Here is a 24,885-nt window from a genome sequence, read left to right as displayed (position 1 = left end):
GCTTATCTGTATAAGTTTGATAACACAATTGCAATTATTGAAAGTCCCGATAAAACTAAGGTTGCTGTTCGGTAGCCTCGGTCTACCGTTGCATATTTAGTGCGGTCGGGTTGTACATAGATTTCGTCGTTGTTTCTTAAATAATAATATGGTGATTGAAAAGCCTTTTTTGAGGTAAGGTCTATAGGGATATATTTTCTAATTCCATTCTCTTCCCTGATCAGGAAGATCCTTTTGCGCATGGCGGTGATATTCAGGTCTCCAGCCAGACTCAACGCCTGTGTGATCGTTGTACGCTCGTTTTGCAAAGTGTATATATTTGGACGGAGTACATCTCCATATACAGAAACTTTGAAATTCACAAGCCATACATTTACCACCGGGTCTTTATAATAGGTTAGCATCATTTCATTTAACTGTTCACGCAAGCTGGCAACGGTCATTCCGGCGGCTTTATGTTTTCCGATCAGGGGCAGATGGATAAAGCCTTCTCCATCAACTTTGTAACCTGTTGCGGGTACATCCTGTGGCGTTGCTGCGGTTATACCATTCACCCTGCTAATGTTGTTGTTAAATATAGACGACGATTCAGGGTTCCTGCTGTTTACATTGATGCCCAAAATATCATCAGGTTGTATCGTGAGTGGAGAATAATTGCCTACACGTTCTTCTGATGGTCCGTTTGTTTTAAGATCCTGAAAATAAGGGATGTCCTGGTAACTCCCACAGGAACAGAAAAGTATTGTGATCAGCAATACCAATAGGTTTGTTCTTTTATTCATATGCTTGATAAGGTTAGGTGTACGCGTTGGCTGGGTGGTCTTTGCATAGCTTCGCCATTTTACTTACAGTAATGCAGTTTTTTGAAGCTTTTTTTGTCTGTTCCTTGTAAGGGGATAGTGGGAAATGACAGTTCGAAAATAGCAAACTTTTTGCCGGACTGTAAGTCGACGCAAGGATTGTGTATTGCCTTGTGTATTGATGTGATATGCCTGCATAAGCTATTTACAATTTATAAAAAGTGCGTTTTTAATGTAATAATCCATGCCAGAAACTCCGTGAATTGGAAAAGGTTAATGAAACATTTCAAAATATTCTAACTGGTGTATATCGACATTCACGCGTGTATAATTTGTCGTGAGTAACAGGTTACATGATGTACTGTCTTGGATAGATTAACATATGTGTTTATGCTGCCTAACCTTTGAATGTTAAAATGATATTAAAAGAATTAACCAAATGTTGTAATTTTTTGGACTCCATTATCGTCGTTAACTCGTTGGTATAATGCGGTTTGACGTTGATGTTTATGTCTTTAAACTAAGGGTTATTAAAAATCATTATAACGTTTAATAATATTTTAAATGTTAATTTAACATTTAAAATATTATTCCTACATTAGATTTTTATCCGAAAAAATCGGCCAAAAAAAGAATAACCAGATATAAACTTATCCTAAATTGACAATTGCCACGTCACCGAATGGTATCGTTCAATAGTATTTACAAACCTTATCTATGGAATATTAAACGGAATTCAACTCCCATAACCTAACCAAATATTAATTAATATGATGAAGTTCAAAAAAAACTTGCCAAGGATTACTTTCTTAAGCCTTTTAACCGTTTTTGCAAGCACATCGCTGTTTGCCCAACAGACAGTAATCGCTATGCGTGCTGATAAACCTTCCAATCAGATAAGCAAACATGTTTATGGCCATTTTGCCGAACACCTCGGCCGCAGTATTTATGATGGCTTTTATGTTGGCGAAGATTCTAAAATCCCTCATACAGCAGGCGTTAGAAATGATATTGTTGCAGCCCTGAAGAATTTGAATATCCCTAACCTTCGCTGGCCCGGTGGTTGTTTTGCCGATCGTTACCATTGGAGAGATGGTGTTGGTACAAAAGTCAACCGCCCGTCTATAGTTAACACAATGTGGGGTGGTGTAACTGAAGACAATAGTTTTGGTACGCACGACTTTCTAAACTTATGTAAGCTTTTGGGCACTGAACCTTATGTGGCTGGAAATACTGGTAGTGGAACTGTACAGGAGCTTGCCGATTGGGTGCAATACGTGAACTTTGAAGGCAGAAGTCCGATGTCAGACCTTCGCGTACAAAACGGACAAGAGAAACCATGGAATGTTAAATTCTGGGGCGTGGGTAACGAAGCCTGGGGTTGCGGTGGTAACATGACGCCAGAATACTATGTTGGCGAATACCGTCGCTTTGCGACTTTTATGGAAGGTCAGGATTTGTTTAAAGTGGCCTCAGGTGCCAATGTAGATGATTATCATTGGACAGAGACCCTCATGAAAGGTATTCCCCTTCGCATGCTAGATGGGATCACCTTACACCATTACTCCTTTCCGACCTGGGAGAAGAAAGGCCCTGCCACCGGTTATTCTGAGCAGGAATATTTTGAAACCATGAAAACTGCCTTGCGTATGGACGAACTTATTATCAAACATACCGCGATTATGGATAAATACGATCCAAATAAAAAAATAGCCCTTGTAGTTGACGAATGGGGTGGCTGGTTCGACGTGGAACAAGGTACTAATCCCGGATTCCTATACCAGCAGAATACCATGCGCGATGCCATGATTGCCGGTGCTACCTTAAATATTTTCAACAACCATAGCGACCGTGTTAAGATTGCTAATTTAGCACAATGTGTAAATGTACTGCAGTCGGTTATTTTAACAGATAAGGAAAAAATGCTGCTAACTCCTACGTATCATGTAATGGAAATGTATAAGATACATCAGGACGCTACTTTAATCCCCGTAGAAGTGAAAACCTCAGATTACGTATTTGGTAAAGAAAAGTTGCCAGCTGTTTCTGTATCAGCATCCAAAAGTACAACTGGTTTAACTCACGTGTCTCTGGTTAACATCCATTCTTCAAAAAGCGAAGAAATAGAAATTGATATCACCGGAGAGGAATATAAAAATGTTAGCGGCAGAATTCTAACTTCGAAAAAGGTAGACGACCACAATACTTTTGATCAGCCTGAACGCATTAAACCAGCGGCTTTCTCTCAGGCAAAATTGAAAGGCGGAAAATTAAAAGTGACTGTTCCACCTTTCTCGTTGGTCGTACTTGCCCTTAATTAACCTAAAAAGTCAACTTAAAGAATAAAAATGAAACAAATTACACTGCCCATCATTGCCATCCTTGCATTCATCCAGTTAAAGGTGGTTGCACAAAAAACAAAGACAATTGACGTCAACCCCGACCAGCTGATTGCCGCCGTGCAGCCAGAAATGTGGGGTGTTTTCTTTGAAGATATCAATATGGGTGCTGATGGGGGGATTTACGCCGAGCTAATTAAAAACCGGTCTTTTGAGTTTTACAAACCCTTAATGGGCTGGTCAGCAAAAGGGAAGAAATACAAGGAGGGCGACCTGCTCGTATTGAACCGTAAGGATAGCAAGGAAAAAAATCCAAGGTACCTGCGTGTGACCTCAAGAGGCAATACACCGGAAGACCTGAGTTTAACAAATGAAGGTTTCAGGGGTATTGGCGTTAAAAAAGGCATGACCTACGATTTCTCCGTTTTGTACAGGGCAGCTGGTCCTCAAGTGAAAATTCATGTGGAGTTAATTGACACCACCGGAAAAGTAATTGGTTCCGGCGTACTTAACCCGTTAGATAACGATAATAAATGGAACAAAGGAACAGTAAGTTTTAAGGCTGTTGAAACACTGTTAAAAGCGAAATTCCGCATGTGGTTTGAAGGACCCGGACAGATTGACCTTGATATCATCTCCTTATTTCCCACTGATACCTGGAAAAATAGAAAGGGTGGCCTTCGTGCCGATATGGTACAGATGCTTGCTGATATGAAGCCTGGATTTCTGCGTTTCCCTGGCGGTTGTATTGTAGAAGGTCATGACCTGTCTTCGCGTTACCAATGGAAAAAGACTGTAGGTCCTTTCGAAGATCGCGAATTATTGGTTAACCGTTGGAATACCGAGTTTGCACACCGACCAACACCAGATTACTACCAGACTTTCGGTTTAGGTTTCTTTGAATATTTTCAGTTGGCAGATGACATTGGTGCTGAGGCTTTACCTATTCTAAATTGCGGTATGGCCTGTCAGTTCAACACTGCCGAACTGGTGGAACTGGAAGATCTTGGGCCTTATATTCAGGACGCTATTGATCTGATAGAATTTGCTAACGGGGGCGTAGAAACCACCTGGGGAAAAGTGCGGGCTGATATGGGTCATCCCGAGCCTTTCAACTTAAAGAAAATAGGTATAGGTAATGAAAATTGGGGTCCTCAATACCTGGAGCGCCTGGCTCTTTTTACAGAAGCCATAAAAGCCAAACATCCGGAAATTAAACTTGTTGCAAGTTCTGGTACCGATCCAGTGGGTGAACGTTTTGACTTATTGAATAATGCACTACGCAAAGCAAATACAGATATCATCGACGAACATTACTATCGCTCGCCAAAATGGTTCCTTGAAAATGCTAACCGATATGATAATTATGACCGCAATGGCTCTAAAGTGTTTGCCGGCGAATATGCGGCCCATAGCGCCGGCGTTGCCAAAGGCAACAAAAGTAACTGGGAATGTGCCCTTGCAGAGGCCGCATTTATGACTGGCCTGGAAAGAAATGCGGCCGTTGTTAACATGGCTTCTTATGCGCCCCTGTTTGCACAGGCCGATGGCTGGCAGTGGACGCCCGATCTTGTATGGGTAGATAACTTAAACGTTTATGGCACACCGAGCTATTACGTTCAAAAGCTGTATTCACTCAATAAAGGAACAAACGTAATCAGCATCCTGGAAGATAATAAGGTGATCTCTGGTCAGGACAGTGTATACGCTTCCGCAGTAATCGACCAGGCAACAAAGGAAATGATTATTAAAATAATTAATGTTTCTGGTACAGAAAAGAGCCGTGATATTAATGTGCAGGGAGGCAAGAAGCTGGCGTCCAAAGGTTCATTAACCATCTTAAATAGTGCAACCATAGATGCGGAGAACTCCTTTGAAAATGCCATTAACGTGAGTCCGAAAGAAGAAAAACTAAGCGTAAAAGGCAGCTGTATTCCTCTTCGTCTAAAGCCTTATTCATTCACCATTGTACGTGTTGGATTGAAATAATAAAGCGGATGAAACTGCAAATTAATTAATAATTCATTTTGCCAATTCATGAATTCGTTTTAACCGTTACACATACCTAATTTACACAAAAAAGGCTACAGCGTCATGAGATGCTGTAGCCTTTTTTGTGTAACACAACTTGTATTTTCTACCAGAACTTTACGTACAAGGCTGCAATAATTAGGAGTGTGATAACGATTAGAACCACCGTGGATGGCTTAACCTTAAACATCTCTGCATCCAGTTCGAATGCTTTAGGATTTACTTTAGGGCCACCGAAGCTTATGGCAATCATAATTATCATGGTGAAAGCAAATGATAGTCCCATACAGATATGGAAAGGAATTTCATATCCACCATTGCCATTCGGATAGGCTGTATAAAGGAAGTTGTCGTTGCCTAATAATGCCGGTGCAAACTCATTGAAAAATACTGAGAGCACGAAGCCGGCAATTACCCCCACCATAGCTGCCAAACCAGTGGTGCGTTTCCAGAACATACCCAGAAGGAACATAGCAAATACACCCGGACTAATAAAACCTGTATATTTTTGGATGTAAGTGAAACCACCTACGCCACCTATACCTAATAAATCGCTCCAGGTAAACATTACCGCTAAAACCAGCGCCAGGAATACTGTTAGACGCCCAATGAGCACCAGGTCGCGTTCTTCGGCATTCTTCTTAAAGTATTTAGAATAAACGTCAAGTGTGAAAATGGTCGATACACTATTTACTTTTCCAGCCAAAGAAGCTACAATTGCTGCGGTAAGCGCTGCGATAGACAAGCCTTTTAGTCCGGTAGGTAAAAAGGTAAGGACGGCTGAATAAGCACCATCTTTTCCACCAACCAGCTGCGGTAAATGGCCGTTTTCGTACAAAACGAAAGCTGCAATACCTGGTAACATCACGATTAAAGGCATGAATAGTTTCAGGATACCGGCAAACAAAATACCGGTACGGGCAGTATGCAAATCTGCACCCAGTGCACGTTGCGTAATGTATTGATTACAACCCCAATAGTTCAGATTGATGATCCAGATCCCCGCAGCGTAGGATGCAAGTCCGGGAAAAGTAAGGTACTTGCTAATTTCATTCTGCGAAGAAGCTTCCGTTGGTTTAGGGATAATCATTTTAAAATGCTCCGGTGCCTGTTCCATCAAAATGTTGAAACCGGCAATCGCATTAGGACCTACACCAAACTTTTCTCCAACAACCGTTAATGCAATATAGGTGGTTACTAACCCACCGAAGATTAAGATGGCTACCTGGATAACGTCCGTATAGGCAACCACCTTCATTCCCCCTAAGGAAATCACCAAAGCAAATACAGCAAGGCCAATCATTATAATATGCAGGTAATCACCTCCGGTCAACCCGTTAATGGCTACTGCGCCCAAGTATAAAATGGAGGTCAGGTTAACAAATATGTAGAGGAAAAGCCAGAATACCGCCATAATCAGCGCCACTGATTCGTTATACCGGGTCTTCAGGAATTGTGGCATCGTGTAAATTTTGTTCTTTAAGTACACAGGAATAAACCACACGGCCACAATAATCAGCGCAATGGCTGCAATCCATTCATAAGCGGCAACGGCAATACCGAGGAAAAAGCCTTCGCCGCTCATGCCGATAAACTGTTCGGCGCTGATGTTTGATGCAATGAGGGATGCGCCAATGGCCCACCAGGTTAAGGTACCTTCTGCAAGGAAGAATGCTTTAGCGTCGTGCTCGCCTTTTTTCCTTTTTCTATAAATTGAATATCCATAGGTAGACACGATGATGAAGTACAAAATAATGACTACATAATCGGTTGTAGCTAAATTATTGCTCATAATAGTTTAGTATTTGGTTTAGGTTAATTTAGGATTAATGCTTATTACTTTGGTAATAAGCTTCGTTCCATTTTAGTTCATTACGGAATTGGGTAATTTTGGTGTCCCTATCGATCGTTACATATTCTAATCCGGCTATGTTGGCAAAGTCACTTAAATGTTCGGAAGAAAGGTTCTGGCTGTAACAGGTATGGTGGGCACCGCCGGCATAAATCCAGGCTGCACATCCATTTTTCATGTCTGGCTGCGGTTTCCACATCACGCGCGCAACAGGTAATTTAGGTAGTTCAGGAGTAGCTTCCACACCGTCAACCATATTCACCAACAAACGGAAGCGATTACCCATGTCAACTACTGAGGCATTAAGGGCTGGTCCGGATGCGGCATTGAAAACTAAACGTACGGGATCAGCTTTTCCACCAATACCTAAAGGATGGATTTCACAACGTATTGGTCCACTCGCAATGGCTTCATCAACCTCCAACATGTGAGAGCCTAAAACAAAAGAGTTTCCAGGTTCAAAATGATAGGTGTAATCTTCCATAAAAGCATTACCGCCTGCTAAACCACTTCCCATTACTTTCATGGTACGAACCAAAGCAGCCGTTTTCCAATCACCTTCACCTGCAAAACCGTAACCTGCATTCATCAGTCGTTGTACAGCGATACCGGGTAGTTGTACCATACCATGTAAATCCTCAAAAGTGTCCGTAAAACCTTTAAAATTTCCGGCTTCCAGGAAATTACGCAGGCCAATTTCAATCTTAGCTGCTTCACGTAATGACTGGTGTTGGCTTCCACCCACACGCAGTGTTTCCGCCATCAGGTATTGGTCGTGATATTCCTTTACCAACTTGTCCACCTCACTATCAAGAGTTTGGTTAATCACTTGCACCAGGTCGCCAATGCCGTAAGTGTTTACAGAATAACCAAATTTGATTTCCGCTTCCACTTTATCACCCTCGGTTACCGCAACATTTCTCATATTGTCGCCAAAACGCGCAAATTTGGCACCTTGTAAATCATGCCATCCTGCTGCTGCACGGACCCAGGTATTTAAGCTTTCTTTAACCTGTGGATCTTCCCAGTGTCCGGCAATTACTTTTCTGTTCAGGCGCATTCTCGACATGATAAAACCGAACTCCCTGTCGCCATGTGCGCTTTGGTTAAGGTTCATAAAATCCATGTCCATGGTGCTCCATGGAATATCACGGTTAAACTGCGTATGTAAATGTGCCATTGGTTTTTGCAAAATTTTCAAACCATTGATCCACATTTTAGCAGGGGAGAAGGTGTGCATCCAGGTAATTACACCAATACAGTTTGCCGTAACATTGGCATCCTGAAAAACCTGGTAAATTTCTTCTGCAGTTTTTACCACAGGTTTAAACACAATCTTCACCGGGATGTCTGGTGAGTCATTTAAGGCTTGTGCAATTTGCATTGAATGGTCTGCAACACTTCTTAAGGTCTCTTCGCCATACAAATGCTGGCTGCCGGTAATAAACCAGGCTTCTAGTTGTTTTAGGTCTGTTGTCATCATAAAATTTTATTGACCATAGTAAGCGTTCTTACCATGTTTTCTTTGATAGTGTTTATTAATCAGGGCGTCTTTCATGGGCATAACTCCGGGCTGAACCTGTTCGGTTAACAACGCCATTTTAGCAAGTTCCTCCAGTACAGCACTGTGGTAAACCGCTTTTTCTACTGTTTTTCCCCATGTAAAGGGGGCGTGGTTGCCCACCAGAATCATCTCCATGTCCTGGTAGCTCAGGTTTAAATCTTTTAGGTGTTCTATAATCTGAAACCCGGTTTCATATTCATAATTGCCGGCAATCTTGTCATCACTCATGGGCGGGGCACATGGAATATTCGCCGTGGTATGATCGGCATGTGTGGTCCCATATAATGGGATCGGCCGTAATGCCTGTGCCCAGGCTGTTCCGTAAGTGGAATGTGTGTGTACAATGCCACTAACTTCTGCCCAGTTTTTGTAAAGTACCGCATGGGTAAGCGTGTCTGAAGACGGCCTTAGGTTGCCCTCAACAGTGTTGCCGTCAAAGTCTACAATCACCATATTATCTACCGTCAGATCCTTGTAGGGTACGCCACTTGGCTTGATCGCAAAAACACCCTGCTCATGATCGGCAGCACTTGCATTACCAAACGTGAAAAGCACCAGGCCTAGCTCTGGTAGCTCCATATTGGCTTTATAGGCCTGTTCTTTGATATCCTGATAGTTCATGCTGTTAATTTTGTTCAATGTATTCACCTAGGGAAGTATAAAGTGGGTACCGTTGCTCATAAAAGCTAACATTTTCCGGTATAGGCAGGTATTCGGCATCAAAACCACTACCCATGCCAACCATAGCATCTTCCACCGTATGGTAAATGCCCGCTACAACCGAAGCAAACATCGCGGCACCCAAAGCGCAGGTATGTTCAAACTGGTGAATACGGATGGGCATGTTTAGTACATCGGCCATCATTTGCATAATGTATGGCGATTTTTTCGCCACGCCACCAATGCCTATCAGACCTTTTACCGGGATGCCCTGTTCAATGAATCGGTTTACTATGTTTTTAGCTCCAAAACATGTCGCTTCAGCTAATGCCCTGAATAAACGTGGGGCGTCACTGCCTAAATCAAGGTTTAGAAAGGCACCTTTCAATTCCTGGTTCGCATCAGGTGTACGTCTTCCGTTAAACCAGTCGATGGCCACCTCGTCGTCAAGCTGTTTAGGCAGCAAGGCAGCCTGCTCACTTAGTACAGGTATAATTTTTCTTAATATTTCTTCTTTCAAGGCTGCGGCGGTATGGGCGTCGATAACAGACGACTGCTCCAGTAACTGGTTTAATGGCCAGGCCAGAATTTGTTTAAACCAGGCATAGGTGTCGCCAAAGGCCGATTGTCCGGCTTCCAGTCCTACCATACCTGGGATCACCGAACCATTCACCTGCCCGCATATTCCTTTGATTAACTTTCCATGGATATCGGTTGTAGGGGCTACAAGAATATCGCAGGTAGACGTACCCATTACCTTACTTAGGTAATAAGGTTCTATTTGTCCGCCCACTGCGCCCATATGGGCATCAAAAGCGCCTACGCCAATTTGAACGTCTGTGCTCAGCCCTAGTTTTTCTGCCCATTCGGCACTTAAAGTGCCGGCCGATTCGTCGGAGGTATAGGTTTCTGTAAATAACCTGGCCGTTACACCATCTAATAGCGGATCTAGTGAAGAGAAGAATTCATTTGGTGGCAATCCGCCAAATTCCTCAGCCCATAACGCTTTATGTCCGGCAGCGCAGCGGCTGCGTTTCATGGTTTCAATATGGGTAGCCCCAGTAAGCAGGAAAGGAATCCAATCGCAGTGTTCTACCCAGGAGTAACAAGCATTGCGAACCTGCTCATCTTCGCGCAGCACATGAAGTAACTTTGCCCAGAACCATTCTGAAGAATAAATACCACCACAATACTGAAGGTAATTTATGGGTTGTGTAGCTGCATGTGCATTGATCTGTGCCGCTTCTTTTACTGCAGTATGGTCCTTCCACAACACAAACATGGCATTGGGGTTAGATTCAAATTCAGGCAGTAATGCTAAGGGAATGCCCGCTTCATTAACCGCAACCGGTGTAGAGCCTGTTGTATCTACCGCGATGGCTTTAATTTCGCTGGCGTCGACACCTGGGGCTTTAGCCAGGCAATCTTTAATGGTTACAGTAAGTCCTTCTATATAATCAAGAGGGTGTTGCCTGAATTGGTTATTTGCGGGATCGCAAAAGTGCCCTTTTTCCCAGCGGGGATAGTTAAAAACTGAAGAAGAAACTTCTTTACCATTTTTGGCGTTTACGAGTACCGACCTCACTGAGTCAGAGCCGTAATCTATTCCTATAACATATTGACCTTTTTCCATATAACAATTAAACGTCTAATTAACGTTTATTTGTTTATTAAAAGAAATAATTTAAGGTTTTTTATGTAATTGATCCGTAGGTGAACACCAGGAATAACTTGTATAATTTGAATTTTAAAACACCAATATAAGCATTAGTATGCCACAGAATACGGGGAAATGGGATGGAACACCGGTGTTTTTAGCTAACAGGCGCATTTAATCTGAAGCTTTTACGAAAGTTTGTGGTTGTTTTATTGCGATGCTGTTAAATCCATCCGTAAATCACGTTTTAAAACTGATAAATCTGCTTAACTATCAGTCTGGTAAATTCAGAATGGGCTAATATGCATTTTTTCTCATCTGTTAACACAATATCTTGATGTCGCGTGAAATATATTGCTAAATACATCATTTTTATAAAAATCATTCCTATTTAATATCTTCTTTACTAATAGTTTGTGGCCAGTGCAAGCGATTGTGTTGATCTTTGTCTAAACTTGGCCAACTCCTGGCCTTTTAAAATAAGATAATATAACTCAAACAAGGATTTAAATCACGGTTAGTTAATAAAATTTCTCTTTTATAGGTATAAATACGGTATTAAGGAATAAACGTATCAAACGTTTGCATTCAGATAGCTCGGCATAGCGATTCTCAATCCTCTAGCTTTAAAGACTTATTTAATATCAACAGACCTTATAATGATTAGAAATTTAAACCAGCTTCTTCTAAAGATGAAGTTAACTACCGTATTTCTTCTACTTGCAATTTTGCAGGTAAAAGCTGCGGATCCCATTACTGTTCGAGGAACGGTGACAGACAACACTGGGCAGAGTATCCCTGGGGTAACGATCAAAGTTAAAGGAACAACACAAGGTGTTGTTGGCGATGTAAACGGAAGATACAGCATTACTGTACCCGATGCCTCGGCTATTTTAGTATTCAGTTACCTGAATTACACAACTCAGGAAATTGTAGTTGGTACCCAAACAACCATCAATGTAACCATGAAAGAAAGCACAGAGGCGCTGGAAGAAGTGGTAGTTGTAGGGTATGGTACACAGAAAAAAGTTAACCTCTCCGGAGCCCTAAATACGGTAAGCACAAAAACGCTCACCGACAGACCAGTAACTTCACTTACCAACGCACTGCAGGGTGCCGTTCCGGGTATGGCCATTCAGGCGCGTCCGGGCGATGTGGGTGGCGATATCGGTACCATCAACGTACGTGGACGTGGTAACCTAGGAGCTTCCAGCCCATTATACGTGGTAGATGGTGTTCCGGTTAGCGGAGGCGATTTCGCACGTATCAACCCGAACGATGTGGAAAGCATGTCTATCTTGAAAGACGCCTCAGCATCAGCTATTTATGGGTCAAGAGCAGCTTACGGTGTGATCCTGGTAACGACTAAGCAGGGTAAAGAGGGTAAGATGGCGATTAACTATAATGCCTATTATGGTGTACAGTCGGCGTTAATTCTTCCAGACTGGTTAGGTGCTTATGACTATGCAACATTAAGAAATGAAGCAGCCACAAACGCAGGTAAAGCAATAGTTTATTCTGAAGAAGCGCTGCTTAAAATTAAAAACCAGAGCGATCCGGACAATTATCCCGATAACAACTGGTATGAAATGACATTACGGGAAACGGCACCAATAATGGAGCACAGCTTAAACGTATCTGGTGGGGGTAGTACGCGGTACTTTTTAAGCGGATCCTATTTCGACCAAAACTCCTTAAACCCGGGTAAAGACTTAAAACGTTACTCGATTCGCGCAAATACCGAATCTCAGGTTTCCGAGAAGTTTAAGGTCGGTTCAAACATCTCCTATATCAAGGATAAACTGAATAACCCAAATGGAAATACCAACTTCATGGAGTTAAACAGAGCGGTACCATTGTTGGTTGCCAGACAGAGCAATGGAGAATGGGGAAGTATGAATGGTGGTAGAGTAGACGGTACCCTTGCCGCCAAAAATCAATTGAGAAACCTTAAAGAAGGCGGTCGTAACAATTATGACTATAACCGCTTCCTGGGATCCATCAATGGAACATATACGCCCGTTAAAGGTTTAGACATCAATGGTATGGTGTCATATAACTATTACAATACAGTAACTTCCGCATTTATCAACCGGATGAACCCGATTAATAACTTCCAAACGGGGCTCCCTATTGCAAGTACAGCAGTTATTGTTAATCAATTAGATGAAGCCTGGTTTACCAGCAGTAAATTCCTTGCACAAGCTACCGCCGGTTACGAAAAGACCATCGGCAAACACTACGGTAAAATATTGGGAGGTGCTTCGTTCGAAGATTACGCTGAGAAATCCATCAGAATCATCCGTAAAAATTTTATAAATAATGATTTAAATGCAATTAACGCAGGTTCTTCTGATCCACTGAATACAACCGGTTCGGGTGCAATAGGCGAAAATGCGTTTCAATCTGTATTTGGAAGGTTTAACTATGCATACGATGACCGTTATTTATTTGAAGCAAGTATTCGTATGGATGGTTCTTCACAATTTGCGCCAGGACATCGTTGGGGCGCTTATCCATCCTTCTCCGGGGCATGGCGTTTATCGCAGGAAGATTTCATGGAATCCGTTTCATGGATCTCAGAGTTGAAGGTTCGTGCATCATGGGGTAAGCTTGGTAATGTGAGCAATGTAGGAAACTACGACTATTTTGACGGTTTAAATCCCATTACCGCAGGTATCTTAGATCAAACAAAGCAAGATGGTGTTGTGCTTGGTAAAGTTTCCAACAAAGCCTTATCATGGGAAAAAGTAAACATGACCAATATTGGTTTAGATGCAAGTTTGTTTAATCACAAGCTAAGTGTTCAAATTGATGCCTTCGACCGCATGACCAATGGAATTTTATTGACTAACCAGAATTTACCTGATGAAGCAGGACTTTCTACCAGCCACAGTCCTTCGGTAAACTTAGCCAGCGTACAAAACAAGGGTGTTGAATTGAGCTTAACGCATACCAACAAGATTGGCGACTTTGGCTATTCCATTGGTGGTAACTTTAGCAGAATCTGGAACAAGGTAACCTATTTAGGTGCTTATAACGATCAGATCAGCGAACCCTGGATTAATCGTGTAGGTGCACCTATCGGATCATTCTACATGTGGGAAGCTGATGGTTTATTTGGCACACAGGAAGATGTGGATAACCACGCATTCCAGTCTACAGCTACTAAACCAGGTGATATAAAATACAAAGACTTAAGCGGACCTGATGGCACGCCAGACGGAATAATCGATAGTTACGACCGTACGATCAATGGAAGTGATGTTCCTTACATTACTTACGGGGTGAATTTAAGTGCTAACTACAAAAACTTTGATTTATCGGTAATCGGACAGGGTGTGTCTGACGTAAAGGTTTACCTAACTTCAGAAGCATCACAAGCTTTCTTCAACGGTGCTGGTGTTAAATCTTACCATTTAGATCGCTGGACCACGGCAAATCCTAATCCTAACGCTGCTTATCCACGGATTTTAGAATCTGCAGACAATGCGCAGAACCTGAAAGCATCGAGCTTCTACTTATACGATGCAGATTATTTCAGGATCAAAGCAGTAACACTGGGTTATACTTTCCCCGAAAGCGTAATCAAGCCATTAAAGATCAGTAATCTTAGACTGTATGTGTCGAGCAACAATTTATTTACCATTCGCGCAGACAAAAGATTAAAAGATTTCGATCCGGAGATGGCCTCTACTCGCGCATCATACCCACAGATGAAGAGCTTTTCTTTCGGTGTTAACTTAACCCTGTAATTCAATTATTTAAAGAGACCAATGAAAAAATTTATATATATACCAATGGTGGCAATGGCTTTAAGCATGCAGACGGCATGTAAAAAAGACGCATTGAACAAAGTACCCCAGGAGTTGATTTCCAGTGAAACTTTCTGGACTTCAGAAAATGAGACCCGCTTAGCGTTAAACGGGTGCTACAGTTATTTGAGTAACGGATACAACTATGTCTATGACGATGCTTCATCAGACAATGCTTATGGCCAGTATCCATGGGAAAGTACGGCTACCGCTGTGAGTGCAGGTAACATTGATGCAACGATCGATTTGGGGTATAAATCAAGCTATACCGCGCTTAGAAACCTGAACTATTTTCTTTCCAATGTACATAAAGTACAGATGGATGAGACGCTTAAAAACAGGTTCATTGCAGAAGCAACGGCCATCAGGGCTTTTGTGTACTTTGAGCTGGCAAAGACTTTCGGTCCTGTGCCTTTACTTAAGGAAGCTTATGAAAACCCTGAAACTGTAGCTGTAGCACCGAACCCGGTAGAGGAGGTGATTGCTTTTAGTTTGTCGGAACTGGAAAAGGCAGCGGAACTTTTACCAGCGAATTATGCCGGTGGAAAGAACAATGAGAAAGGGCGTATTACGGCAGGGGCAGCCCTTGCGCTAAAAAGCAGGATAGAACTGCATTACTCCAAATGGGCAGCGGCAGCAGAAAGTGCCAAAAAGGTAATGAATATGGACTATGCTTTGTTCAGGGTTTCTGCAGCTTCGCCGGCAGACTTGAAAGCAGATTATTCGGCATTCATAAATTTTGCCAATGATGCGGAGAAACAAGCTTTTTACAAAGGGTTGGCCAGTTACGAACAACAGTTCTGGGCAGTGAATGAAAATAGTAAGGAAGTGATTTTAAGTTCTCAGAATATCGATAACTCCTCCTACCTATACGGCAATGGTACAATGACTTTATTTTCGCCTTCAGCTTTAGGTGGATGGAGTTCAGTAACACCTACGCAAGAATTAGTTAATGCTTATTGGGATAGAAGTGGTAAGCCTTTTACGCCGCCAACCCCAGCACAACGTGCAGCCAATTATAACGATGGCAAGCCAAATGCAGCTTACTACAATGAGTTTAAGGATAGGGATACCAGGTTATATGCCAGCATTTTGTTTCCCTCGAATCCATGGGAAAGTATGGAACCGGGTTACAAATTTACCTGGGGCCGCGGTGGTAACAATAACAGTAAAACAGGTTATAACTTCAGGAAACTGGTTGATCCGCTTTACTCGAAGATCGAATGGGACGGTGCGCAGGATTTTGCCATTATCCGCTATGCAGAGGTATTATTAAACTATGCAGAAGCACAGAACGAACTTTCAGGTCCTGATGCCTCAATTTATGCAGCCTTAAATGATATCCGTGACCGCGCCGGAATGCCAGAAGTTGACCAGAATGTGTACAACACCAAGGAGAGCCTACGCCAATTAATCAGGAACGAACGTAGAATTGAGCTTGCTGCGGAAGGTCATCGTATGGCTGATATCAGACGCTGGAACATTGCTAAGGACGTGATGAAAAATACTTATGACCTGACCAACAGCCTTGCACAGGAACGCTTTTGGGAAGAAAAGTTCAAATTAATGCCTTATCCACAAAGTGCCGTAGATAAGAATCCAAACCTTAGGGCTGCACAAGCTGCTAAAGGTTACTAAATCAAGTTATCTATCAATTAGAAGGGCTGCCACATTAATTGTGAGCAGCCCTGTTTTGTTACTGCAAGTTCAGTTAGTAAGCATCATTCAAAGTGAAGATATATGATTCTATTTATTGTTAGACTGTAGGCAATGCCCCGCCATCTATAGAATAATTAGCTCCGGTAATATATTTTGCGTCGGGAGATGCCAAAAAGGCTACAAGATTGGCAATTTCTTCCGGCTCTGCCATCCTGCCTAGCGGAACGCCTACTTTATCCATAACAGCTTTAAAAGCTTCATTAACTGTAATGTTCGAAGCCTGCGCCATATTCTCGATGAAATCCAACATCAACTGTGTCTTTACTACTCCCGGCGAAACTACATTTACACGTATTCCTTTTGAGCCTAATTCATTGGCTAATGCTTTGCTATATGCGTTCAACGCTGCTTTTGCCGAAGAGTAGGACATTGTCATTTCCCAAATAGGCTGTTTTGCGGCACCGGTTGAAATATTAATAATTACACCGCATTGCTGCTCAATCATGGAAGGTAAAAGCAATTTGTTAATTCGTACTACCGACAGAAAGTTTAAATTCCAATCGTTAAACCAATGTTCATCAGACAGCGAAGCGTATCCGCCGCCGGGACTTAAATTAGCACCTGTATTATTTACAATAATATCTATCCTGCCATATCTCTCCAGAATTTCCGTAGCTATTGCTTCTGCATTTTCTGGTTGAGTGAGGTCGCCTGCTATGAAGTGATGTAGGTTTGAGCCCTCTTCAGGCGCATTTCGTGCTGTTATAACGACTTGGGCACCACTGCTACTCAATTTTTCGGCAATGGCTTTGCCGATACCTCTAGTTCCACCTGTTACCAGAGCTACTTTTCCTTTTAATATAGTATCCATAATGTCGTTTATTTTTAAGTCAAAATAAAGTATAAAGCTTTATATTTGAAAGTAGTAACACTTTTGTACAGTAATAACACTAAGTAAAGCCTTGCACAAAATCAACTAGTTATGGGAACAAAAAAAAATGAATTAAACGAAGACAGATGTGCACTTCAGGAAATTTTGGGTGTAATTGGTGGAAAATGGTCAATGTCAATTATCTATGCTTTATTTAATGGCAAGAAGCGGTTCAGTGAATTAGAGCGTCTTGTACCAAAAATCAATACCCGAATGTTGGTAAAGGAATTGAAGAATATGGAAGCAAATGGAATTGTCGTTAGAAAGGTTTTTCCAACCGTTCCCCCCACCGTAGAATATACCCTAACTCAAAAGGGGGAAAAATTAGAACCGATCATTAATGAATTATATAAATGGGGACTTGAATACGTCGGCTAATTCACTCATTTTTTGCTTGCAATAACAATTCCCGTTGCCCAGCATTGCCGTGTTAAGTTTAAATCTGTTCGTTCATCCAACTGTTCAAGCAGCCGCATAGCTTTTTCCTGGTGTCCATCTGGCCAGTTCGATTGTGGTAACATGTCATCAATGATATATAGCCCCCCTTGATTAAGCATTTCTAAAACCTCGTCCAGCATCAAGTATTTTCCATGCCACGTATCGGCAAAGATCAAGTCAAACTTAACGTTTCTATTATTTTGAATCCATTCTCCAGCATCCTGATTAATAAGATTTAGACGGCTGTCTTTCAGGAAACGTTCTGCAATGTTTAAGAAAACAGAATCGTTATCTATGGAAGTGAGTGCGGCACTATTATCCATCCCGTCTAAAATCCATGCAGTAGATAACCCTGTTCCAGAACCTAATTCCAATAATTTACCTCCTGGTTTAGTGCCAGCTAAGGTTTTCAATAAAGCGCAGGTCTTAGGGTCAGATGCCATAGTAAAGCCTGACTGCTTGGTAGCTTTGTCAATAGCAACATAATTGGGTGGATAATTTTGTATTGCTTCGTCTGTCATGATTCTTTATGCTATAGAAATTATTTTTTTTTGCATCGCTGGCCGTAACTTCTCAATGATGTTTAAATCGTCTGGTGTGATAATAATTTTATCTCCCGCTCTTGTTAGAATAAAAACTTTGTTTCTTCTTTGAGTTGCGTAAAATGTCATACGGCCAATATTCGATGCATAATATTTCCCGTAGTAACCGAATAGTCCACCAACACCAAAAGTGCGAATAGCACGCTTCATTTCTGCTTCTTCCAAGGCTCGAACTTCAGCAATATCAGACAGCTTTATTTTTTTATCACCTGCGGCTCTAACAATTGTTAGGTAATCTGCGTTCACTTTGTAAGATTGTGGCGCTAAAAGGTAACAAACAACGATAATAGAAATCAGAAGTAATATTATTCCAGAGTGGATCAACATTGTTTTCCTATCAACTTGGGGTACTGTAATCTCTTTGATACTCGTATACACCAGCAACCCGAATAAAACAAAAGTACCCCAGGTTATTGCTTTGGCTAACCCGTCAAGGGATGCTCTGTAATCCATAATTATTTGTTAATTGATTTATGATGTCTATTATACCTGGTTGAATATAATATTTAAATTCAATGAGGAGTGCTACATGCGAAAAAGACTTGAAATATTAAGGAAAGAGGAGATTTTCAAAATTGTTTTCCCCTTTTATGCTACAATATAAAAATATAAACCTCAAAAACGCTATATATCAAATGGTTGTGTAATTAAAAAAGCAGCTAAACCAACAAAACTTACTTTATTTTGCTGGTTTTAGGTATAAAACTCAACAAATTAGGAAAATTGGTCTTGTATTTTTTACGATCCAGCTTAAAATAGAATGCACCTTTTTTAGAATTTGACTTGTCTTTCTCCGCAAGTTTGATGAGTAATCCGGCAGCGGTTAATTTTCTGATAAAATTTCTATTATCTATCTGAATGTTATAAATGCCTTCATATAAATTCTGCACCTGTGGGATCGTAAATTTCTTTGGCAAAAGTTCAAAAAGGAGGGGGTTATGTGCAGCTTTATTTCTGATATAGGTTTTAGCCGTTTCCACCATTTTGTCATGGTCAAAAATCAGCGCTGGCTTTTCCTTAATCGGAAACCATTCGGCATGAAATTGCTCATTCAGCTGTTTTTCATATTTATTAATATCGATTAAAGCAAAGTAAGCAATAGACACCGTCCTTTCCACCGGGTCGCGGTCAGGGCTGCCAAAGGCGTGAAGTTGCTCCAGGTACACTCCACTCAAGCCGGTTAGGGAGGTGAGGATATGTTGTGCAGCATCGTCAATACCTTCACCCTCCTTAACAAATCCCCCCATTAAGCTCCACTTGTCTTTTTCTGGTTCAAATCCTCTTTTAATGAGTAGAATTTTAAGTAATTCTCCGTCGAAACCAAATATGATACAATCTACTGCAATGAGCATTTTGTATTGTTCTGTATATCCTGTCATTTGTGTAGCTGATAATCCCGAATATTATGATAACCCGGAAACCCTGATCAAATTTAGGATAAATTATTAATTGTTAATTCGACGTTTAATATAATTTTTCTAAATTGGTTCAAATTTAACCAAATATGCACACGTTATGAATAAAGACCTTAAGATAATACTATTTATGCTGGCTTCAGTCGGCGTGTTTACAGGCTGTAATCAAGCAGCAAAGTCAGGAGATGAAGGAAATAAAAATGCTTTAGAAATGAAACAAGCTGCACTTCCTCTTGTTGAGGGCTTTAACAGTAAAGTAGACGGTAAGGAAACCAAACTTTTTGTACTTAAAAATGCGGCTGGTTCCGAGGCTGCCATCACCAATTACGGGGGGCGTATTGTATCCCTGATGGTGAAAAACGATAAGGGGCAACTTGTTGATGTGGTATTGGGGCATGATAGTTTAGCAGGTTATCAAACTGAGGATGAGTCCTTTTATGGGGCATTGGTTGGCCGGTATGCCAATCGCATTGCCAAGGGAAAATTCACCCTTGATAACAAAGAATATAAACTGCAGGTGAATGATGGCGAAAACACCTTACATGGCGGTGTTGACGGTTTTTATGATAAAGTTTGGGATGCTAAACAGCCTAATGATCATACCCTTGAATTAACCTACCTGGCTAAAGACGGTGAGGCCGGCTACCCTGGAAACTTAAACGTAAAAGTAGTGTATGATTTAACCCCGGATAATGAATTGAAAATAAGCTACCATGCCACTACTGATAAACCTACAGTACTTAATTTAACCAACCATGCTTACTTTAATTTAAGTGGGGCCGGCGATTCGACTATCACTGATCACCTGTTGACAATTAATGCCAAGACCTATACACCTGTAGACGCTACCTTAATCCCAACGGGGAAACTGGAGCCGGTAAGTGGCACACCATTCGATTTTACCAAACCAACATTGATTGGTGAGCGTATTGATGATAACCATGAGCAACTTAAAAGGGGTGGTGGTTACGACCATAACTTTGTACTCAGCGATGATAAAGGATTACGCCTGGCGGCAACTTTACACAGTCCTAAATCAGGAATATATATGGATGTGTTAACCGATGAGCCTGGTGTGCAGTTCTATAGCGGTAATTTTATGACTGGAAAAACGGCTGATGGAAAAGGTGGACAGCGTTATGGCTACCGCTCCGCTTTGTGCTTAGAGACCCAACATTTCCCAGATTCTCCAAATCAGAAAAACTTCCCGACAACGGTGTTAAGGCCAGGACAGGATTATAACTCTGTAACCGTCTATAAGTTTTATACAGCAAAATAGATATTCACTATTAGCTATAAGTAATAAAGCCACTCCCAGGAGTGGCTTTATTGTTTTAATTCTCCATTTTTGTTTCTGATCACTACATTACCCCAAAGAAAAAGAGGAAATCAATGAAACCATCAGAAGCAAAATACTCAAAACAACTATCAAGGTGTCTCTGGTATACCCCATATCGGCTACCGCACTCGAAGAAACTCACCTGTGTTTTATTTCTATCGATTTCTTAAAGCTACCTTAAAGGTAAATACCGACTTTATGGATGATCTACTCCTTTTTATGCGGATGAGCTGCAAAGCTCGGAAAGGAAGATGCGTAATCTTACTTTAATGCCGGTTAAAAACCGAGTTACGGTGGCCTTAATAAATTTGCATACCCATTGCCGGGCACTCATGCTCAAAAGTTAATGTAAAGGTTGTTCCCTCATCACAGGCGCTCACCACACTAATCATTCCTCCAATAGCATCAAGTTGCGTTTTAACCATAAACAAACCCATACCTTTTCCTTCTACATGATGATGGAAACGTTTATACAGGCCAAAAAGATTCTTTTCATGTTTTTTTAAATCAATACCTAAACCGTTATCCCGGTAAGTAACAACCAGTTTGCCTCCATTCAACTCGCTGCCTATTTGTATAATGGGTGCCAGATCCGGCTGGCGATATTTGATACTGTTTGAGATAAGATTATAAAAAATACTCTGTAAATAGGGTTTGATGGTCCAAAGCGCAGTGCTTGCTGAAATTCTTAAACTAAAAATTACGTCTTCATCGCTGATCAGCTGTGAAATGCTTAGCCTGATGTCGTTGATTACTTCGCAAATATTAACCGTTTCTTTTTTTTCACTTACCTCCTTTTTTACCTGAAGTACGCTGTTTAAATCAATAATGATACGATCCAGTTTAGTTGCAGACAGCACCAGATAGTCAGTAATACTTTTCACCTCACTAAAACTAAGGTCTTCCCTCAGCTCATCTGCAAGGCCAATAATATTTGCTACGGGTGCACGGAGGTTATGCGATACGATGTAAGAGAATTGTTCAAGGTCGGTATTGCGTTGTCGTAAATCATCCACCATTTTAGAGCGTTCCTGATCGGCCGCTACGCGCTCACTGCAATCCTTGAAATTCATTACAAATGCTTTTACACTTTCATCGTGTAACAAGTTAACGATGGTTCCTTCAGTGTAAAGGTAGTGTGAATCTTTTTTTCTTAGCCGACCTATATAGGGTATTGGAATATTTGGTTGTTCTTTAGCCTGTTGAAATACCAGCCGTAAGTGGTCAAGATCATCTGGATGGGCGTAACCGAACACATTACGATTTAAAATATCATCCAGTTTGTAATCTGAAAGCCGTCCAGCTGCAGGGCTCTGGTATAACCAACTGCCGGTTTCACTAATTGTGGCAATGGCATCATTGCTGTTTTCGATCAGGGCACGGAAATGTTTCTCATTTTTACTGATTTCATCCAGCTTAATTTGGTAGTCGCGCTTTAGCCTGTACTTTTCCAGGGCGTTGGTCATGGCCGATGGTAGACGTTCCAACCTATCTTTTACAATGTAATCATCCGCGCCACGTTTTAAAATGTCTACCGCAAAATCTTCCGATATAGAGGCTGTGATTAACAGAAAAGGGATGTTGAGGTCTGTTTCCGCAAATAAATTTAAAGCTTCATGGGAGTTGAAAGCAGGCAGATTGTGGTCTGAAAGAATAATGTCAGGCTCAAATTCAATTAAGGCTTTGGCATAACTCAGCCTGTTGTCAACAACTAACCTGTCAAAAGTGATTCCGCCTCTTTTTAAGGCGTGGCCAACAAGCTCCACATCACTATGCAGGTCTTCCAGGTGGAGGATTTTTACATTCCCAGTCATATCGTATTAAACTGCAGGTGTTACGTTAACTACTTTCCAAAAAAAGCCCAATTCAGCGATAGTTTTAGAAAAATTATCAAAGCCTACTGGTTTAACCACATAGCTATTGGCACCCAATTCATAACTTGATACCACATCTGTTTCTTCTTTTGATGAAGTCATCATCACCACCGGAATTGTTCTGGTTCTTGGGTCAGACTTCACCGCCTTCAATACTTCTAATCCACTAACCTTTGGCATTTTAATATCCAAAAAAATAACCTTTGGCATGTTGCTCATGTCGCGTCCTTCATACGCTCCTTTGGCAAAAATAAAATCAAGTGCTTGGGCGCCATCGATTAAATGAACCAGCTGATTAGCGAGGTTGTGTTTTTTTAATGCCCTGATGGTTAACATTGCATCTGATTTATTATCTTCTACAAGAAGAATTTGAATATCCTGGTCTAACATCTTTTATCGTTTTATAAGGTTGGTGAAAATGGGGGCGGTGTTGTTGTTCCTGGTAAGGATATAAAAAAGCAGGCTCCCTCATCTTCTATACCTGTAGCCCATGTATTACCATTATGTTTATTGATGATTCTTTTAATGATGGCCAATCCTACACCAGTTCCATCAAATTCAACACTGCTGTGAAGGCGTTGGAAAACACCATATAGTTTATCATAATATTTCATGTCAAAACCTGCCCCGTTATCTTTAACGTAATACACAATTTTATCGCCTTCCTCATAACTGCCAATCTCTATTTTGGCAAATTCTCTTTTGTTGGTGTATTTAAAAGCATTTGATAGCAGATTAATCATAACCTGTCTGATCATGTTTTTATCTGCTTTCATCGGAGGCAAGGGGTGAATCTTAACGATGATCTTTCTGGAAGGTTCCTGCTGTTTCAGGTCTTTGATAATGCTGTTAAGCATTGCCTGGGTATCAATTTCACTAAGATTAACCTGTTGCTTGCCAACACGCGAAAATTCAAGCAGGTTGTCAATAAGCTCCCCCATTTTTTTAGAGTTAGCGATAATCTCATCCATGATGTATTTAGCATCCCCATCCATTTTATCGAGATAATCTTCCACCAAAATTTCTGTAAAGCCATTAATTGCCCTTAATGGTGCCCTGAGGTCATGCGACACAGAATAAGAGAAAGCTTCCAGCTCCTTGTTTGCCATCTCGAGCTGAGCTGTACGTTCAATCACCTTTTGCTCTAGTCCGCGGTTTAGTTCTACAATCTGTTTCTCGGCATTTTTTAAGTCTTCATTAGCATGTGCTAATTCTATAGCCCGGTTTTCTTTTTCAGTGTGCTGAAAAGCTAGTTCCTGATTAGCTAATACCAGTTCAGCTGCGCGGTTTTCTTTTTCCTCGTTTTGAAAAGCAAGTTCTTGATTAGCTTTAACCAACAAGGCCCTTTCGGTAGTTTTGCGCATGGGCAGGGTTTTCCGTAAATGGATCCTTCAAAGATACGTTAATTAATCGTTAAAGAGTTTTATTTAAAAGTAATCAATCGGCTTTTTGTGCTGTGTTTCAATAAGAAACGAGTGGTTGTCCGTATTTACAAACATAGATCCCTAGGCGCTAAACGGAGTAGTCTGTTGTCAAATGGTGACATCATAAATCATGTAAATTCAAAAAAGGCTGCTCTGAAAGAGCAGCCTCACCTCATTAATCTAGTCCTTTTTACTATTGATCGCAAATTCAATGAATTCTAAAACGGTTTTATCATCTTTAACGGTAACTTCTGCAAACCGGCAGCCCTTGTCGGCAGCGCTGCTGGCAAAATATTCGTCGGTTTTTCCACTTAGGTTCAACTTGGCCTCATCCTTAATATCCGTTGCTACGCTTACTGTATTTGCATTGATATCCGCTTTCGCCTGGTCTTCTAAGGAAATACTTAAATGTAACAAGTTGAATTTGCCATAGGTTTTAATGGTACTCTGGTCGGCAGCACTAATTGCAGACAGGTTTTTTACAT

The 24,885-nt window shown here is 41.2% G+C and carries 19 protein-coding genes; 6 read left to right on the top strand and 13 right to left on the bottom strand.

Features of this window, described 5'->3' with window-relative positions:
• Positions 1-2: 2 nt before the first annotated feature.
• Positions 3-782 (bottom strand): polysaccharide biosynthesis/export family protein, encoded by a 780-nt coding sequence (locus ACR2F3_RS15060; protein WP_432710808.1) that lies wholly within the window; start codon positions 780-782, stop codon positions 3-5.
• A gap of 788 nt (positions 783-1,570) precedes the next feature.
• Between ACR2F3_RS15060 and ACR2F3_RS15055 the strand changes: the two genes are divergently transcribed.
• Positions 1,571-3,121, top strand: coding sequence for an alpha-N-arabinofuranosidase (locus ACR2F3_RS15055; RefSeq protein ID WP_432710807.1), 1,551 nt, complete (start codon positions 1,571-1,573; stop codon positions 3,119-3,121).
• Between the two features lie 27 nt (positions 3,122-3,148).
• Positions 3,149-5,128: an alpha-L-arabinofuranosidase C-terminal domain-containing protein gene (locus tag ACR2F3_RS15050; RefSeq protein ID WP_432710806.1), complete on the top strand. Its 1,980-nt coding sequence runs from the start codon at positions 3,149-3,151 to the stop codon at positions 5,126-5,128.
• 148 nt (positions 5,129-5,276) lie between these two features.
• On the opposite strand, the gene ACR2F3_RS15045 is transcribed toward ACR2F3_RS15050, so the two are convergent.
• The 4 genes from ACR2F3_RS15045 to ACR2F3_RS15030 are packed head-to-tail and all read right to left on the bottom strand — an operon-like array spanning position 5,277 to position 10,879.
• On the bottom strand, positions 5,277-6,962 hold the full coding sequence (locus ACR2F3_RS15045) for a sodium:solute symporter family transporter (protein WP_432710805.1): 1,686 nt from the start codon (positions 6,960-6,962) through the stop codon (positions 5,277-5,279).
• Between the two features lie 34 nt (positions 6,963-6,996).
• Positions 6,997-8,505 (bottom strand): L-arabinose isomerase, encoded by a 1,509-nt coding sequence (araA, locus tag ACR2F3_RS15040; protein ID WP_432710804.1) that lies wholly within the window; start codon positions 8,503-8,505, stop codon positions 6,997-6,999.
• Between the two features lie 6 nt (positions 8,506-8,511).
• Positions 8,512-9,234, bottom strand: coding sequence for an L-ribulose-5-phosphate 4-epimerase AraD (gene araD, locus ACR2F3_RS15035; protein ID WP_432710803.1), 723 nt, complete (start codon positions 9,232-9,234; stop codon positions 8,512-8,514).
• The gene (locus ACR2F3_RS15030) at positions 9,212-10,879 is read right to left on the bottom strand and encodes a ribulokinase (RefSeq protein WP_432710802.1); all 1,668 of its coding nucleotides are present in this window, start codon (positions 10,877-10,879) and stop codon (positions 9,212-9,214) included. Before ACR2F3_RS15030 ends, araD begins: the two co-directional genes overlap by 23 nt.
• A gap of 683 nt (positions 10,880-11,562) precedes the next feature.
• Here ACR2F3_RS15030 and ACR2F3_RS15025 point away from each other — a divergent pair.
• Positions 11,563-14,658, top strand: coding sequence for a SusC/RagA family TonB-linked outer membrane protein (locus tag ACR2F3_RS15025; RefSeq protein ID WP_432710801.1), 3,096 nt, complete (start codon positions 11,563-11,565; stop codon positions 14,656-14,658).
• Between the two features lie 21 nt (positions 14,659-14,679).
• Positions 14,680-16,356, top strand: a complete 1,677-nt coding sequence (locus ACR2F3_RS15020) for a RagB/SusD family nutrient uptake outer membrane protein (RefSeq protein ID WP_432710800.1) — start codon at positions 14,680-14,682, stop codon at positions 16,354-16,356.
• A gap of 118 nt (positions 16,357-16,474) precedes the next feature.
• Here ACR2F3_RS15020 and ACR2F3_RS15015 read toward each other — a convergent pair whose 3' ends face one another.
• The gene (locus ACR2F3_RS15015) at positions 16,475-17,248 is read right to left on the bottom strand and encodes an SDR family oxidoreductase (protein WP_432710799.1); all 774 of its coding nucleotides are present in this window, start codon (positions 17,246-17,248) and stop codon (positions 16,475-16,477) included.
• A 111-nt stretch (positions 17,249-17,359) separates the two neighbouring features.
• Between ACR2F3_RS15015 and ACR2F3_RS15010 the strand changes: the two genes are divergently transcribed.
• The gene (locus ACR2F3_RS15010; RefSeq protein WP_432710798.1) at positions 17,360-17,686 is read left to right on the top strand and encodes a winged helix-turn-helix transcriptional regulator; all 327 of its coding nucleotides are present in this window, start codon (positions 17,360-17,362) and stop codon (positions 17,684-17,686) included.
• Positions 17,687-17,691: 5 nt separating this feature from the next.
• On the opposite strand, the gene ACR2F3_RS15005 is transcribed toward ACR2F3_RS15010, so the two are convergent.
• From ACR2F3_RS15005 to ACR2F3_RS14995, 3 genes are all read right to left on the bottom strand, one after another.
• Entirely contained in the window at positions 17,692-18,267 is a 576-nt protein-coding gene (locus ACR2F3_RS15005) for an O-methyltransferase (RefSeq protein WP_432710797.1), read from the bottom strand.
• A 6-nt stretch (positions 18,268-18,273) separates the two neighbouring features.
• Complete coding sequence (locus tag ACR2F3_RS15000; protein ID WP_432710796.1) at positions 18,274-18,801, bottom strand: PH domain-containing protein; 528 nt, start codon at positions 18,799-18,801, stop codon at positions 18,274-18,276.
• A gap of 221 nt (positions 18,802-19,022) precedes the next feature.
• Positions 19,023-19,727, bottom strand: a complete 705-nt coding sequence (locus ACR2F3_RS14995) for an NUDIX hydrolase (protein WP_432710795.1) — start codon at positions 19,725-19,727, stop codon at positions 19,023-19,025.
• Between the two features lie 136 nt (positions 19,728-19,863).
• Here ACR2F3_RS14995 and ACR2F3_RS14990 point away from each other — a divergent pair, with 136 nt between their 5' ends.
• The gene (locus ACR2F3_RS14990) at positions 19,864-21,042 is read left to right on the top strand and encodes an aldose epimerase family protein (protein ID WP_432710794.1); all 1,179 of its coding nucleotides are present in this window, start codon (positions 19,864-19,866) and stop codon (positions 21,040-21,042) included.
• A gap of 359 nt (positions 21,043-21,401) precedes the next feature.
• On the opposite strand, the gene ACR2F3_RS14985 is transcribed toward ACR2F3_RS14990, so the two are convergent.
• The 4 genes from ACR2F3_RS14985 to ACR2F3_RS14970 all read right to left on the bottom strand — a co-directional run.
• Positions 21,402-22,916, bottom strand: a complete 1,515-nt coding sequence (locus ACR2F3_RS14985; RefSeq protein WP_432710793.1) for a sensor histidine kinase — start codon at positions 22,914-22,916, stop codon at positions 21,402-21,404.
• Between the two features lie 6 nt (positions 22,917-22,922).
• Positions 22,923-23,366, bottom strand: a complete 444-nt coding sequence (locus ACR2F3_RS14980; RefSeq protein WP_432710792.1) for a response regulator — start codon at positions 23,364-23,366, stop codon at positions 22,923-22,925.
• 11 nt (positions 23,367-23,377) lie between these two features.
• The gene (locus tag ACR2F3_RS14975; protein ID WP_432710791.1) at positions 23,378-24,340 is read right to left on the bottom strand and encodes a sensor histidine kinase; all 963 of its coding nucleotides are present in this window, start codon (positions 24,338-24,340) and stop codon (positions 23,378-23,380) included.
• A gap of 240 nt (positions 24,341-24,580) precedes the next feature.
• Positions 24,581-24,885, bottom strand: a 305-nt coding sequence (locus ACR2F3_RS14970) for a GIN domain-containing protein (RefSeq protein WP_432710790.1), incomplete at its 5' end; no start/stop codon positions are given.

It is taken from the genome of Pedobacter sp., from assembly GCF_045627485.1.
Lineage (GTDB): Bacteria > Bacteroidota > Bacteroidia > Sphingobacteriales > Sphingobacteriaceae > Pedobacter.
Note: the sequence above shows the minus strand (reverse complement) of the source record. Positions and strands in the feature narration are given on the sequence as shown.